The following is a 13,713-nucleotide window of genomic DNA, read 5'->3' as shown; positions in this document are numbered from 1 at the left end:
CCCTAATCGTCGCCCATCGGTTTGGGAAGCAGCAATGCGAGCAGGATGCACCGGCATTCGGCATCGACCTCGCCGTCGACCAGCTCCGGCCGAAACCGCCGCTGGAACGCCATCGTCGCCGCCATCCGGTTCTCGACGTCATAGCCGAACCGTTCGAGCGCCAGGCAGAACCCGCCTTCGGTCCAGCCGGGGTCCATCAAATTCTTGGTCGGCCGCGGCAACGCCAGCCGGCGCCGCGCGAGTTCATGCCACGGGAAGAGTTCGCCCGGATCGCGCTTGCGCGTCGGTGCGATGTCCGAATGCCCGACGATGTTGCCCCGCGTGATTTCGTGGCGATCCTTGATCTCGGCGACCAGCGGGATCAGCGACGCGATCTGCTCAGGGGGGAACGGGCGGTAACCGAACTCGTGGCCGGGATTGACGATCTCGATGCCGATGCTGGCGGAGTTGACGTCCTCGATCCCGCGCCAGTGCGACTTGCCGGCATGCCAGGCGCGCTTGTCCTCCGCGACCATGCGAAGGACGGTGCCATCCTCCTCGATCAGGTAATGCGACGATACCTTCGCCTCGGGATCGCGCAACCGGGCGATTGCCGACGGTCCATCCTTCATGCCGGTATAGTGCAGCACGATCATGGTGATGGGCAGCGTGCGATCGTCGAAATTCGGTGACGGCGTCTCGATGAACTTCAAGCCAGCTTCCCTTCGAGCCGTTTCACGCGCGGTACGGATGGTACGCGTGGCCGAGTGTCGCAACACCAGTGCCCAACGGCATAGATAGCGTCAACGGGTCGCCGACGTAATTGGCTCCGCCGAATACGAACGGGCGCGGTCCGGCGACACCCGACAAACGGATCTCATCGGGCCGATTTGGCGCTTGAACTAGCCCCGGTGAGCTAACCCCGACCGGGTTGCGCCGGCGTCTCGTAGCATCCGCGGAAACGCTTGCTCGGTTCGAACACGCGGGTCTGGCCGATCACCGTCTCACCGGCCCCCATCACCAGCAGTCCGCCGGGCCGCATCGCCGCTGCGATCTTGGGGAAGACGTGGAGCTTGGTCTCGCTCGACAGATAAAGCAGGACGTTGCGGCACAGGACGATGTCGAACCGGCCTGCCGGCGGCTGGTCCGATACCAGGTTCATCCGGCGAAACGTGATCGCCTTGACCAGCTCGGGCTTGGCGATCCAGTCGCTCCCGGTCGTGTCGAACCAGCGGACCATCCGGCGGACCGGCAGTCCGCGCTGGATTTCGAACTGCGAGAAGCGACCAGACCGCGCGCGCGCGATGGCCGCGTCGGACACGTCGGTGGCGACGATCTCCGGCATCGCCGCGCCGGTCGCGTCCTGGCGTTCGGCGAACAGCATGGCCAACGACAGCGGCTCCTGCCCGGTCGAACAGCCCGCGCACCAGATCCGCGGACGCTGGCGATCAGCCTCGGCGGCGGCGACCGCGTCGGCAATCATGTCGAACACGTGCGCGTCGCGAAAGAACGAGGTTTCCTGATTGACCAGCGCGTCGACGATCCGGTCCCCGATCAGCCGATCGCTCCCCTCCAACAATTGCGTCACCAACTGGTCGAGCGTGTCGAGCTTTTGGTCACGCAACAACGGTTTCAGCGCGGTGTCGAGCCGCCACGAGCGATAGGTCCCGATCTGTTGCCCGGTCCGCGCCTCCAGCAACGCGGTAAGAACGCTTACCGCAGTCGGGGATGCGGCCGACGCAGGACTACCCGAATGAGTCATGCGCGCCGCCGCGATGCGACAAGGCGGCCGATCGCGTCGGGCGCCAATACCGCGTCCGCAACGCCTAATCCGACGACCGCACCGGGCATCCCCCACACCACCGATGTCTCCTGGTCCTGAGCGACGACACAGCCACCCGCCTCGTGGATCCGCCGCGCCCCTTCGGCGCCGTCGCGTCCCATGCCGCTCAGCACGATCGCAAGGACGCGCGCGCCGTACACGTCGGCAAGCGAGGTGAGCATCGGATCGACCGAGGGCATACATCCGCTGGCCACCGCCTCGTGCGTCAACCGGAAGGCCGCGCCGCCATCGCTGAGCTTGACGCATTTGAGATGCGCGTCACCCGGCGCGACGACGATCCGGCCCGGGCGGATCCGCAGGCGGTCGACCGCGACTTCGCAGACCCGCCCGGTCAGCAACGCGATCTGCGCGGCGAAATAGGGCATGAACGATGCCGGCAGGTGCTGGGTAATGACGATCGGCAGGCGGAAGCCGCTCGGCACCTCGCGAAACATCCGGCTAAGGGCATGGATGCCGCCGGTCGATGCGCCGATCGCGACGATGTCGTAATCGTCGCCGGTCGGGCGGCGGGCCAGCGGGGTCGCCGGAGTCGCTACAGGCTGCGAGGGCCTGGATCGGACGACCAGCGCCGGCGGCAATTGCCCGGGATACTCGCAGAGCTTTTCCAGCTTGGCGACCAGCGCCGCGCCGAACCGCGCCGAGAGTTCGCTGGCCGACGGTTTGACGAGCGTTTCCGCCGCCCCGAGCGCGAGCGCCTGCACGGTGGCTGCGCCACCGTCGTCCGCAGACGACGACACGATGATGACCTTGGCGCCGTTCCCCGCGGCGATCAGGTCGGGCAACGCGGTCAGCCCGTCGACCCCCGGCATCTCGATATCGAGCAGGATGAAATCGACCGTCGCCCGCGCCAGGAACTCCAGCGCGGCGCCGACATTGCCAACCGCACCGACGACCGAAAATCGGTCGCTCGCGTCGATCAACCGGGCGATCACCGCGCGGGCGACGACCGAATCATCGACGATCAGAACGCGCGTCGGATCGACAGAGGGTGGTGCCGCGGCGGGGGCGATGCGCCGGGGAGAGGGATGAGGCCGGGCCGTCATCGAACCGCTCGGATCAGGCCATGCCGACGATTTGCAGCTTGGATTCGAGCGTTTCACGATCGAACGGCTTCATGACGTATTCGTCGGCACCGGCTTCGATCGCCGCGCGGATATAGGCCATGCCGTTCTCGGTGGTGCAGAACACGACCTTGGGACGCCGCGGGACGTCGGCCTCGCGCAGCGCGCGTAGGAAATCCATCCCGTTCATCACCGGCATGTTCCAGTCGAGCAGGATCACGTCGGGTACCGACGCCATGCAGGCCTGCAGCGCTTCGCGACCATCGCATGCCTCGGTGACGGTAAAGTCGAGCGTCTCGAGGATATGACGGGCGACCTTTCGGATCACCTTCGAATCGTCGACGACAAGACAGGTCTTCATGGAAAGCCTTCCGGGGAAATCGTTAGAATCATGATAGTCCGCAAACCGTAAGCGGCGGGTTAAGGGTAAAGAATGCAAAGCAATTTTCCGTCACGCGGCCCGCTCACGCGGCGAGCGCGGAGGCGGGGATGAGCGCGGCCAGATCAACGATCAGCAGCGGTTCGCCGTCGCGTTCGACGATCCCTGTTCCTGCCGATGCCCAACCGTGCCGCAACGCTAGGCCGGACGACAGCGCGAGGCGCTGAAACGGCGCGACGTCCTCAACCGAGTCGACCAGGATCGCGTAGTGATGCCCCTCAACCATCGTGATCACCGCGCGTCGAGCCGTTTCGGGGGTCGGCACGAGGCCAAGCGCAGTGCCCGTGTCGATCACCGTGACCACCCGACTGCGCAGCGCGGCGAGACCGCGGACAAACGCATCGGCGCGCGGCACCGCGACGATGTCGCCGATATCGACGACCGAATCGACCTGCGCCGCATCGATCGCAACGCCGCGACCGGCGATGTGCGCCACCAGAAACAGATCCGTCATTGCACTCTCCGCGCGGCGATCGCCGCGATCAGCGCGGGCCGGTCATATCGATAGATGCTGCCGTCATCGTCGCCGTCGACGGCGCGGAAGCGCCTGAGCCTTACCACCGGCGCGGCGGTCTCGCGGATCGGCGCGTCCTCCATCGCCAACGCGACCGCCGCGGTTTCTCCCGCGGCAAGCGCGGTGACGCAGCGGTAGCCGGACGCTTCGAGCGCCGGCTTGAGGAACGTCTCCATCCAGCCCGACCCGTCGACCTGCAACAGGCAGACCGGCGGCGACGCCGTCTTCATCGGCTCGTTCGCGAACAAGGCGTGCGGATCGACGAGCTCGATCGCCTCGCCGGCGATCAGCACGACGCCCGCAATCGGCCCGCTGCCGCCCGAGGCGGACTGGCGTGCCGGCGCGATGTCCGATGGCAGTTCGACGATCTCGATCGCTTCCGCGATCGCATAGGCCATTTCGCCGTCGCCATCGGTGAGCCGCAACACGGAAACCTCGGCCTGGTCGCCGAATTCGCCAACCGAATAGAGTGGGATCAGCGCATCGCCGACCGACAGCCGCAGCGCGCCCGCGCTCCACCGGATCGCCTCGACCGGCACGGCGTCGACCCGATCGATGACCGCGAGCGCGATCGCCCGTCGCCGTCCATCGAGATCATCGAACAGCAGCGCCGGGATGCCCGGGACGGCGACTTCTTCCGGGACCGCATTGCTGACGACGACCGGCGCGAACCGGAGGCCGGCGACCGCGGCGATCCCCGACACGTCGAGCAGCAGCATCGGCAAGCCGTTGTCGGGCAGGGTCTTGCCCGCGTAGACGCCGGTCGCCATCACCGCGGGCGAGGCGGGTTTCACGACCAGCTCCTCGGTGTCGACAACGCTGTCGACCCCCAGCGCATAATCGCCCTCGCGCGTCGCGACGATGACCAGCGTCGGCGGCGGCCCCGAGCCCAGCCCGAACAGCGGCGCGAGCGACACCATCGGCAGGCGACGCCCGCGCACGGTAGCCGCCGTGGCGTCGCCGATCGTCTCGATCCGCACCTGGTCGCCGCGCACCGTGACGATCTCCTCGATCGACTGGCGCGGAATCGCGAAGCGCTGCGTGCCGACGCCGATCACGATCGTCGACAGGATCGACAGCGTCAGCGGGACGTGGACGACGATACGCAGGCCGCGACCCGGATCGTTGGTCAGCACGATCCGGCCGCCGATCTGTTCGATGTTCGACCGAACCACGTCCATGCCGACGCCGCGCCCCGAGATCGCGGTGACCTCGTCGCGGCTCGACAGCCCAGCCGCGAAAATCAGGTCGAGCTTCGCGACATCGGTCATCCCCGCCAGTTCGGCGGCGGAATGCAGCTTCAGTTCCTCGGCTTTCGTGACGATCCGGGCGACGTCGATGCCGCGTCCGTCGTCGGCGATCTCGATCAGAATCTGATTGCCGGACTGGCGCGCCGACACGACCAGGCGGCCGGTTTCGGGCTTGCCCGCGGCGCGGCGCATTGCCGGCACCTCGATGCCGTGATCAATCGCGTTACGGATGATGTGGACGAGCGGATCGCGCATCAGCTCGATCATTTCGCGGTCCAGTTCGACATCCGCGCCTTCGATGACGAGGTTGACCGACTTGCCCAGTTCCGCGCTCGTATCGCGGACCATCCGCGGCAGGGCGGAGAACAGCGCGTCGACCTTCTGCATGCGCGTCCGCGTCACCGTGTCGCGCATGTCGGCGACGGTCAGCGACAGACGCTCCAGCGCCGCCTCGACCTGCGGATCGACGCTGCTGTCGCTGTCGCGCAACCGCCGGGCAAGCTCGTTGCGCGCCAGCACCATTTCGGACATGCCGCTCATCATGTGATCGAGCAGATCGACGTTCAGGCGGACGCTGCGGCTCGCGGTGCGGCTCTGCGGCGCGCTGGGAACATGCACTTGCGGCGTGGCGTCCGGTGCGAGCGCGGCGATCAGCAGGCTCTCGCTCGAATCGTCGAGCGATGCGCCGGCATCGATCGCCTCGACCAGTTCGCCGATCCGGTCGACGATCGCGAGCACCGCGTTGACCATCGTTGTGTGGGGAGCCCGCGAACCGTCGCGCACCGCCGCCAGCACGTCCTCGGCCGCGTGGCTGAGGCGTCCGAGCCGCGGCAGATCGAGGAAACCGCAGCTGCCCTTGACGGTGTGGACGAACCGGAAGATCGAATCGAGCCGGGCGCGATCGGTCGGATCGGACTCCCACGCGACGATCTCGCCGGAGATCGCCTCCAGCGTTTCGCGCGTCTCGGCAATGAATTCCTCTAACAGATCGTCCATGCGCGCCCCGCGTTTCGAGCACGGTCATGCATGACGGAGGTTAAGGGCGCGTTAGTGGGAACGCTCGCCCCAGGCCGGAACGCCGCGGTTGGCGCCCTTCAAAAAGAACGCCGGCGCGTGTCAACGCGCGTCGAAGACGGCCCCGAAGATCATGATCCCCTCGGCGGGCTCGGACACGATCACCGTGCCGCCAGCCTCCTGGACGAGCGTATTGATGAGATACGCGGCCGCTACCCGCGGCGTGACGCTATGCGCGCCTTCGCCCTCAACCAGCGTACGGCGGATTTCGGGATCGAGCACGATCTTCGCGCCCTCGATCTTCACGACGATCTCGAGCTGGCCCTCATTCTCCTCGCCGCCGACCTCCATCGTGCCGCCGCGCACGAGCGATTCGGTGGCGACCAGCACGAGGTTCAGCAGCACCTTGACGGCGGACTTGGGCATCGCCGGCGTTTCGACCCCCCAGACGAAGGTGATCCGCTTGTTCTCCGCGACCAAGCCCTCGATCGCGTTGCGCGCTTCGCTCGTGTCGACCGACTCTCCGAAGCCTCCGGCCGCTCCAAAGGCGAGCCGGAAGAACTTCAGCTTGCTGGCGGATGCCCGCGCGCTGTCGTGGAGCAATTCCATGCACCGGTCGCGCATCGTCTGATCGGTTTCGTCGGCGAGCAGCTCTAGTCCGTTGTTGAGCGCACCGACCGGCGACAACAGGTCGTGGCACAGGCGCGAACATAGCAGGCTCGCAAAATCGACCGGGCTGACCGTCATGAAAATCCCCTAATTCTGGAGCGTCTTGTGGCGGGGGTGCAGACGGCGCGCAAGGGTGGTTGGATCGGCAAGAGGCAGCGCAATGCAGAGCGTTGCAACATGCTCCCACCCCAGCATGCCACACCTTGGTATGCCCCACCCCGGCGCAGGCCGCGGCCCAATCGGGGAACATCGCTAAGTAAACGCTGCGCTCCGTTACTCCGACCTTCCCAATTGGGCCCCGGCCTTCGCCGGGGTGGAAATGCCTTTGATACGCTCAATCGCCTCCTCGACGAACGCACCGACATCCACCGACCGCCACGCGCGCGCCGCGCCCCCGCCCAGGATCACCCAGATCGCCCCATCCCCCATAGCCTGCGCCGCATCGCGCGCAGACGGAACCGGCGAACCCGACGGATGCGAATGATAATGCCCGACCACGCTGGGCCCTCCCCCCCGAGCCCGTCGATGCGCCGCGAACAAAGCGCTTGGATCGATCTCGAACGTCCGCGCCGGATCGGCCGAGACATTCGCGCACGCCTCGGCCGCCTCGATCCGCCCCGCCGTCCCGAACAGCAGCCCACAAATTTCCGCGTCGGGCGACGCGGTCGCCGCGGCAACAAGTTGTGTCAGCACTTCGCTTGAAATCGTCACGCTCATCGCCACATCGCTACGACATGGACCGGGGGGTTTCCATCGTCGAAGCATCGATCACGCCGGCCACGGATGGCTGGAGGCTCGACCGTGCGCTCGCCGAAGTGCTGCCGGACATGTCGCGCGAGCGGTTGAAAGCGCTGATCGCTGCGGGGCAGGTGACGCTCAATGGCCGCGAATGGCGTGACTCGGCGAAGAAGGCGGCGACGGGCCAAGTGTTCGCGGTCGCGATCCCGCCGCCGACCCCGCTGCACAACGAAGCACAGGATATCCCGCTCGTCGTCGCCTATGAAGACGATGACCTGATCGTGATCGACAAACCCGCCGGCCTCGTCGTCCACCCTGCCGCGGGCAATTTCGACGGGACGCTGGTCAATGCGCTGCTCCACCACTGCGCGGGCAATCTGTCGGGCATCGGCGGCGTCGCGCGGCCGGGAATCGTCCACCGCATCGACAAGGATACCTCGGGGCTGATGATCGCTGCCAAGACCGACCGCGCGCACGAGGGCCTAGCGAAGCAGTTCCACGATCACAGCATCGACCGCCGCTACAAGGCGATCGTCGGTGGCATCCCGCGCCCGCCGACCGGGACGATCAACGCGCCACTCGCGCGCAGCCCGCAGAACCGCAAGAAGATCGCGATCGTCGAAGGTGGCAAGCGCGCGGTGACGCATTTCACCACGATCGCGCCGCTCCGCAACGCCGCGCTGGTCGAGTGCCGGCTCGAGACCGGGCGCACGCACCAGGTCCGCGTGCACATGGCGTCGATCGGTCACGCCTTGTTGGGCGACCCGGTCTATGGTAGAACAAAGCAAGCTCAAAAGTCGCTGCTCGAAACGCTCGGTTTCCGCCGGCAGGCCTTGCACGCGGCCCATCTGGGGTTCATCCATCCGGTGAAAAGCATCGCTTTGGCGTTCGAAAGCGAAATGCCTGCAGACATGCAGGAACTGTTCACCCAGCTTCACGTATAGATAATCGAACCCATGCCGCAGTGCGGCAATCGGGGTCAGCAGAAAGGGATTACGACAATGGCAGCCCGCTCCAACGTTCCAGCGACGATACCCACGCTTGGCAGCGAAGCAGGGCTCAATCGCTATCTCGCCGAGATCAAGAAATTTCCGCTGCTGAAACCCGAGCAGGAATACATGCTCGCCAAGCGCTTCCAGGAGCATGGCGACACCGAGGCGGCTGCCCAGCTCGTGACCTCGCATCTCCGCCTCGTGGCAAAGATTGCGATGGGCTATCGCGGCTATGGCCTGCCGACGTCGGAGCTGATTTCCGAAGGCAATATCGGGCTTATGCAGGGCGTGAAGAAATTCGAGCCCGAGCGCGGCTTCCGTCTCGCCACCTACGCGATGTGGTGGATTCGCGCGTCCATCCAGGAGTACATCCTGCGCTCGTGGAGCCTTGTGAAGATGGGCACCACCGCCGCGCAGAAGAAGCTGTTCTTCAACCTGCGCCGGATGAAGAGCCGTCTCGACGCGTTCGAAGATGGTGATCTTCGCCCAGAGCACGTCACCAAGATCGCTACCGATCTCGGCGTTGCGGAGACTGACGTCGTCAGCATGAACCGGCGCATGGCGATGGGCGGCGATACGTCGCTCAACGTGCCGATGCGTGAGGATGGCGATGGGCAGTGGCAGGACTGGCTGCAGGACGATGCACCGTTGCAGGACAAGATTGTCGCCGATGCGCAGGAGGCGGACGTTCGCCACTCGATGCTGGTGTCGGCGATGGACGACCTCAACGAGCGCGAGCAGCATATCCTGACCGAGCGGCGCCTGACCGACGATCCCAAGACACTCGAGGAATTGTCGCAGGTCTATGGCGTGTCGCGCGAGCGTGTGCGCCAGATCGAGGTTCGCGCGTTCGAGAAGCTGCAGAAGGCGATGATGCGGATTGCTGGCGAGAAGCGACTGCTGGCCGCGTAAAATGGTGCGCACCGTCGTCATCGGCGGCGGTGCAGCCGGTATCGCTGCGGCGCGTACGCTGCATGACGCTGGGCAGGACGTATTGCTCGTCGAGGCGAGCGACCGGCTGGGCGGCAGAGCCAGGAGCCTCTCCCTCGCCTCCTTGTTCTCCCGCAAAGGCGGGAGCCCAGACTGGACCCCAGCCTTTGCGGGGGAACAGGTCGATGCTGGGTGCGGCTGGCTACACTCCGCTCAGCGCAATCCTTGGACCGACATCGCCGAAAGATCGGGCTTCACCGTCGACCGCTCCGACGCGAACTGGCGCACCCAGTGGCGAGACCTCGGCTTCCCGCCCGAAGACCAAGCAGCATCCGCCGACGCCTACGCAACCTGGAACGATCGCGCGTTAGCGGGGCTGAAAGGTCCGAACCGCCCCCTCTCCGACTTCATCGATTCCAACGACCCATGGCGCCCGAAGATCGACGCGATCTCCGGTTACGCCAATGGCGCGAACCTCAGCCAAGTCTCGCTCCAGGATTGGGCGGCGTATGAAAATGCCGCCACCGACGACAACTGGACAGTCAAGGAAGGCTACGGCACGCTTGTTGCCAGCCACGGCGCGGGCTTGAACATCCGCCTGTCGACCCCGGTGACGCGCATCGACCACAGCGGCCGTCGCCTCAAACTAGGCACCTCCGTCGGTATGATCGAGGCGGACCACGTTATCGTCTGCGTCCCTACCACCGTCCTCGCCACCTCGCAGATCGTGTTCGACCCGCCGCTTCCCGACAAGCATGGCGCCGCGGCCGACCTTCCGCTCGGGCTCGCGGACAAGGTATTCCTTTACGTCGACCGGCCAGAATGGCCGACCAATGCGCATCTCGTCGGCAACCCCTACAGTGCCTGCACCGCCAGCCACCGCCTGTCGCCGTTCGGCTGGCCGATCGTCGAGAGCTTCTTCGGTGGCGACTGCGCGGAAATGCTGGAGGATCGCGATGCGGCGCAGTTCGCTATCGACGAACTCGTGGGCCTCCTCGGCAGTGACTGGCGCCCGCGTCTCACGCCGCTGACTGCGACCCGCTGGCGCCACGAACCTTATATCGGCGGTAGCTACAGCCACGCACGCGTCGGTCGGGCCGGTCAGCGCGCCGTCCTCGCCGCGCCGGTCGACGGGCGTATCCACTTCGCCGGCGAGGCATGCCACGCTTTCGACTTCTCGACTGCGCACGGGGCCTATGAAACCGGCGTCGCGGCAGCGCGGGCGGTCATTGGCGAGTCCCTAACGATCGCATAAGGAACGCCGATGGGCTTCCTCCGCATCGCCGCCAAGATCGTCTTCGCCTTCGTCCTGATCACGGTCGCGTGGGTTGGAATCTACCGGTTCGTGCCGGTTCCGTTCACCTGGACGATGATGGGCGACGTCATCAACGGCCACGGCGTGACGAAGGACTGGATGCCGCTATCGAAGATGGACCCGGACATGGCGCGCGCGGCGATCGCTGGCGAGGACTCGCGGTTCTGTTCGCATCATGGCTTCGATTTCAAGGCGATCGCGGGGGCGGCGGCGCGGAATGCGCAGGGCGGGCGGATCCGCGGCGGCTCGACGATCAGCCAACAGACCGCGAAGAACGCGTTCCTGTTCCAGGGCGGCGGCTATCTGCGAAAGGCGTTCGAGGCGTATTTCACCGTACTGATCGAGGCGCTGTGGCCGAAGCGGCGGATCATGGAGGTGTATCTCAACATCGCCGAGACGGGGATCGGGACGTATGGCGCGAACGCCGGCGCGATCCGGTATTTCAATCACGACGCGTCGCGGCTGTCGCCGACCGAGGCGGGGCGGATCGCCGCGGTGTTGCCGTTGCCGAAGAAGCGCGCAGCGATCGACCCGCATGGGTTTGTGCGACGCCACGGGAATACGCTGTCGCGGCGGGTTTCGGTGGTGCGGAACGACGGGTTGGATAGCTGTTTGCGCACGTCCTGACCAATACCGCCACCCCAGCGAAAGCTGGGGTATCTCAGTGGCGAAGGGGTGCGTCACCGAGGGAGATCCCAGCTTGCGCTGGGATGACGGGCTTGGGAGGCTCTGGGTGAGAAATGTCAGATACCAGCTGCCGGTATCAGAACGGCAGCTTGAAGCCTGGGGGTAGCTGCAATCCACTCGTCATCTTCGACATTTCGGTGCCCGACACCGCATCGGCCTTCGCCCGCGCGTCGTTGAACGCGGCGGTCAGCAGGTCTTCGAGCATCTGCTTCTCGCTCACCTGCATCAGCGAATCGTCGATCGCGATGCCGATGATGCGGCCCTTGGCGGAGGCCTTCACCTTGACCAGCCCGCCGCCGGACGCGCCCTCGACCTCGATCGTGTCGAGATTGGCCTGCGCCTTTTCGAGCTCGCTCTGGACGTTCTGCGCCATGGCGAGGATTTCATCGATATTCTTCATGCGTTGCTCCTTTGGCCGGGCCACGATTCGAGCTGGGCGTCCGGAAACGCTGCCACCGCGGCCTTCATGATGGGGGATTCGAGAACGGCTTGCCGCACCGCCGCATCGGCGGCGTCCTGCGCCTCGCGCAGCGTCGGCTCGCCGGGCGCGTCGACGATCGACACCTTCCACGCGGTCCGCGTCACCGTCTTCAACAGCGTGTTGAGTTCGGCGAGCGTGTCGGCCGACACCGGGCGACTGCCGCTGAGCGCGAATTCCGGCGGCACGTAACTGACCACGCGCGCGCCGTGACGCAACCGCGCCGCAATCGCGAGGCCGCCCGATTCGTCGAGCAGATCGACCAGCGCCTCGAACGTCGGCGGCAGGATCGGTCCGGTCTCCACGGTTTCGGTGGCCTTCGCGGCGGACCCCGCGTTCCAGGGCGGCGCTTCGCCTGACGGGGGTACAGGCGGCGGCGTTGGCGATGACGTCGGTGCGGCCGAGGGCGCCGCGCCGCTGGCGATCTGCCGCGCGAGTTCACCGGGATCGGGCAGCGTCGAGGCGTAGATCGCCCTTAGCAGCGCCATCTCCGCCGCTTCGATCGGCAGCGCGGCCTTGGCGACCTCGTCATGTCCCTTGAGGAACAGCTGCCACAGACGGTGGAGCGCGGGATAGCCGAGCGACGCCGCCCATTCCTCGCGTGCCGCGCGCTCCTCCATCGGCTGCGCGGCATCGGGCGGCGTGCCGACCTTGGTCAGCGTGATGCCGTGGACGGTTTCGAGCAGCGACCGCAGCACCGACAGCGGATCGACGCCGTAGTCATATTGGCGGCGCATCGAGGCGAGTGCCCCTGCCCCGTCTCCGGCCAGGATCAGCGTGAGCAGATCGCGGACCGCACCGCGGTCGGACAGCCCGAGCATCTGGCGCACCGCGTCCGCGGTCACGCCGCCGCCCTCGAGCCCGGCATGCGCGATCGCCTGGTCGAGGATCGACAGACCGTCGCGCGCCGAGCCTTCCGCCGCGCGCGCGATCAGCATCAGCGCCTCGGGCTCGGCGACGACGCCTTCTTGCTCGGAAACCCGGGCAAAGTGCTTGGACAGCTGCTCGGCGGAGATTCGGCGGAGGTCGAAACGCTGGCAGCGCGAAAGAACCGTTACCGGGACCTTGTTCACTTCGGTCGTCGCGAACAGGAATTTCACATGGGGAGGTGGCTCCTCCAGCGTCTTCAGCAGCGCGTTGAACGCGTTCTTCGACAGCATGTGGACTTCGTCGATGATGTAGATCTTGAAGCGCGCGGTGACCGCCGAATAGCGCGACGCGTCGATGATCTCGCGGACATCGTCGACGCCGGTGTGGCTGGCAGCGTCCATCTCGATCACGTCGATATGGCGGCCCTCGGCGATCGCGCGGCAGGGTTCGCAGACGCCGCACGGGTCGATCGTCGGGCCGCCCTCGCCGTCCGGGCCTATGCAGTTGAGGGCCTTGGCGATCAGGCGTGCGGTCGACGTCTTCCCGACGCCGCGGACGCCGGTCATCAGGAAGGCATGCGCGAGCCGGTCGCGCTTGATCGCGTTGCCGAGCGTCTGGACCATCGCATCCTGCCCGATCAGCTCGGAAAAGGTCTGCGGACGGTATTTACGCGCAAGCACGCGATAGGCGACGTCCCCTGTTTGGGCTGGCGTCTTGGCCGGCTGCGGGGGTTCGCCCAGGTCGAAAGAATCTGACATTGCGGTCGTCATAGCGGGTGCCGCGCGCGCTGTCGAAGGGGAGTGAAGTGCAGGAAGTGCAGACGCTGGGAAGGGTCTGCACTTCGCTCGCCGAAAGGGTGGCGGGGATGTGGCGAAGGGCTGAGTATGGAGGGCGTGCGGGGCATGAGCCGATCCTGGCACAGCATTGCGCCGTA

14 protein-coding genes are annotated in these 13,713 nt (G+C 66.3%); 4 read left to right on the top strand and 10 right to left on the bottom strand.

The annotated features are described in order from the left end of the window. Positions 1–2: 2 nt before the first annotated feature. From ACLBWL_RS09810 to ACLBWL_RS09775, 8 genes are all read right to left on the bottom strand, one after another. Positions 3–635, bottom strand: a complete 633-nt coding sequence (locus ACLBWL_RS09810) for an N-acetylmuramoyl-L-alanine amidase (protein ID WP_447793463.1) — start codon at positions 633–635, stop codon at positions 3–5. A gap of 260 nt (positions 636–895) precedes the next feature. After that, positions 896–1,741, bottom strand: a complete 846-nt coding sequence (locus ACLBWL_RS09805) for a CheR family methyltransferase (RefSeq protein WP_447792545.1) — start codon at positions 1,739–1,741, stop codon at positions 896–898. Then, positions 1,738–2,865: a chemotaxis-specific protein-glutamate methyltransferase CheB gene (gene cheB, locus ACLBWL_RS09800; RefSeq protein WP_447792543.1), complete on the bottom strand. Its 1,128-nt coding sequence runs from the start codon at positions 2,863–2,865 to the stop codon at positions 1,738–1,740. Before cheB ends, ACLBWL_RS09805 begins: the two co-directional genes overlap by 4 nt. Before the next feature lie 13 nt (positions 2,866–2,878). Then, entirely contained in the window at positions 2,879–3,244 is a 366-nt protein-coding gene (locus tag ACLBWL_RS09795; RefSeq protein ID WP_447792541.1) for a response regulator, read from the bottom strand. A gap of 103 nt (positions 3,245–3,347) precedes the next feature. Further along, a complete protein-coding gene (locus tag ACLBWL_RS09790; RefSeq protein WP_447792539.1) occupies positions 3,348–3,776 on the bottom strand; it encodes a chemotaxis protein CheW in 429 nt (142 codons plus the stop codon). After that, positions 3,773–6,082 (bottom strand): chemotaxis protein CheA, encoded by a 2,310-nt coding sequence (locus ACLBWL_RS09785; protein ID WP_447792537.1) that lies wholly within the window; start codon positions 6,080–6,082, stop codon positions 3,773–3,775. The genes ACLBWL_RS09790 and ACLBWL_RS09785 overlap by 4 nt, the downstream gene beginning before the upstream one ends. Before the next feature lie 120 nt (positions 6,083–6,202). Beyond that, positions 6,203–6,847 carry a histidine phosphotransferase family protein gene (locus tag ACLBWL_RS09780; RefSeq protein WP_447792535.1) on the bottom strand — a complete coding sequence of 215 codons (645 nt, stop codon included), beginning with the start codon at positions 6,845–6,847 and terminating at the stop codon, positions 6,203–6,205. Between the two features lie 195 nt (positions 6,848–7,042). After that, positions 7,043–7,486 carry a M67 family metallopeptidase gene (locus tag ACLBWL_RS09775; RefSeq protein WP_447792533.1) on the bottom strand — a complete coding sequence of 148 codons (444 nt, stop codon included), beginning with the start codon at positions 7,484–7,486 and terminating at the stop codon, positions 7,043–7,045. Positions 7,487–7,503: 17 nt separating this feature from the next. Between ACLBWL_RS09775 and ACLBWL_RS09770 the strand changes: the two genes are divergently transcribed. From ACLBWL_RS09770 to mtgA, 4 genes are read left to right on the top strand one after another with little or no spacing between them, the layout of a single operon-like run. Continuing rightward, complete coding sequence (locus ACLBWL_RS09770) at positions 7,504–8,451, top strand: RluA family pseudouridine synthase (RefSeq protein ID WP_447792531.1); 948 nt, start codon at positions 7,504–7,506, stop codon at positions 8,449–8,451. A gap of 57 nt (positions 8,452–8,508) precedes the next feature. Beyond that, entirely contained in the window at positions 8,509–9,411 is a 903-nt protein-coding gene (gene rpoH, locus ACLBWL_RS09765) for an RNA polymerase sigma factor RpoH (RefSeq protein WP_128453093.1), read from the top strand. Position 9,412: 1 nt separating this feature from the next. Then, positions 9,413–10,684, top strand: coding sequence for a flavin monoamine oxidase family protein (locus tag ACLBWL_RS09760; protein ID WP_447792528.1), 1,272 nt, complete (start codon positions 9,413–9,415; stop codon positions 10,682–10,684). Positions 10,685–10,693: 9 nt separating this feature from the next. Then, complete coding sequence (gene mtgA / locus ACLBWL_RS09755; RefSeq protein WP_447792526.1) at positions 10,694–11,371, top strand: monofunctional biosynthetic peptidoglycan transglycosylase; 678 nt, start codon at positions 10,694–10,696, stop codon at positions 11,369–11,371. A gap of 136 nt (positions 11,372–11,507) precedes the next feature. Here the strand turns inward: mtgA and ACLBWL_RS09750 are convergent, their stop codons facing one another. Both ACLBWL_RS09750 and ACLBWL_RS09745 read right to left on the bottom strand, forming a co-directional pair. Next, entirely contained in the window at positions 11,508–11,831 is a 324-nt protein-coding gene (locus ACLBWL_RS09750) for a YbaB/EbfC family nucleoid-associated protein (RefSeq protein WP_380780722.1), read from the bottom strand. Continuing rightward, entirely contained in the window at positions 11,828–13,537 is a 1,710-nt protein-coding gene (locus ACLBWL_RS09745) for a DNA polymerase III subunit gamma/tau (protein ID WP_447792524.1), read from the bottom strand. Before ACLBWL_RS09745 ends, ACLBWL_RS09750 begins: the two co-directional genes overlap by 4 nt. Positions 13,538–13,713 lie beyond the last annotated feature (176 nt).

The sequence above is a fragment of the Sphingomonas sp. M1A8_2b genome, from assembly GCF_053345535.1.
The sequence above is the reverse complement of the archived record's forward strand: the minus strand, read 5'-3'. Positions and strand labels throughout refer to the sequence as shown.

What these genes read in the sequence shown, in the direction of transcription:
- ACLBWL_RS09795 (WP_447792541.1), bottom strand. Translation starts at nt 3,244, where the DNA reads ATGAAGACCTGTCTTGTCGTCGACGATTCGAAGGTGATCCGAAAGGTC.
- cheB (WP_447792543.1), bottom strand. Translation starts at nt 2,865, where the DNA reads ATGACGGCCCGGCCTCATCCCTCTCCCCGGCGCATCGCCCCCGCCGCG.
- ACLBWL_RS09805 (WP_447792545.1), bottom strand. Translation starts at nt 1,741, where the DNA reads ATGACTCATTCGGGTAGTCCTGCGTCGGCCGCATCCCCGACTGCGGTA.
- ACLBWL_RS09770 (WP_447792531.1), top strand. Translation starts at nt 7,504, where the DNA reads ATGGACCGGGGGGTTTCCATCGTCGAAGCATCGATCACGCCGGCCACG.
- ACLBWL_RS09760 (WP_447792528.1), top strand. Translation starts at nt 9,413, where the DNA reads ATGGTGCGCACCGTCGTCATCGGCGGCGGTGCAGCCGGTATCGCTGCG.
- ACLBWL_RS09785 (WP_447792537.1), bottom strand. Translation starts at nt 6,082, where the DNA reads ATGGACGATCTGTTAGAGGAATTCATTGCCGAGACGCGCGAAACGCTG.
- rpoH (WP_128453093.1), top strand. Translation starts at nt 8,509, where the DNA reads ATGGCAGCCCGCTCCAACGTTCCAGCGACGATACCCACGCTTGGCAGC.
- ACLBWL_RS09745 (WP_447792524.1), bottom strand. Translation starts at nt 13,537, where the DNA reads ATGTCAGATTCTTTCGACCTGGGCGAACCCCCGCAGCCGGCCAAGACG.
- mtgA (WP_447792526.1), top strand. Translation starts at nt 10,694, where the DNA reads ATGGGCTTCCTCCGCATCGCCGCCAAGATCGTCTTCGCCTTCGTCCTG.
- ACLBWL_RS09790 (WP_447792539.1), bottom strand. Translation starts at nt 3,776, where the DNA reads ATGACGGATCTGTTTCTGGTGGCGCACATCGCCGGTCGCGGCGTTGCG.
- ACLBWL_RS09775 (WP_447792533.1), bottom strand. Translation starts at nt 7,486, where the DNA reads ATGAGCGTGACGATTTCAAGCGAAGTGCTGACACAACTTGTTGCCGCG.
- ACLBWL_RS09810 (WP_447793463.1), bottom strand. Translation starts at nt 635, where the DNA reads ATGATCGTGCTGCACTATACCGGCATGAAGGATGGACCGTCGGCAATC.
- ACLBWL_RS09750 (WP_380780722.1), bottom strand. Translation starts at nt 11,831, where the DNA reads ATGAAGAATATCGATGAAATCCTCGCCATGGCGCAGAACGTCCAGAGC.
- ACLBWL_RS09780 (WP_447792535.1), bottom strand. Translation starts at nt 6,847, where the DNA reads ATGACGGTCAGCCCGGTCGATTTTGCGAGCCTGCTATGTTCGCGCCTG.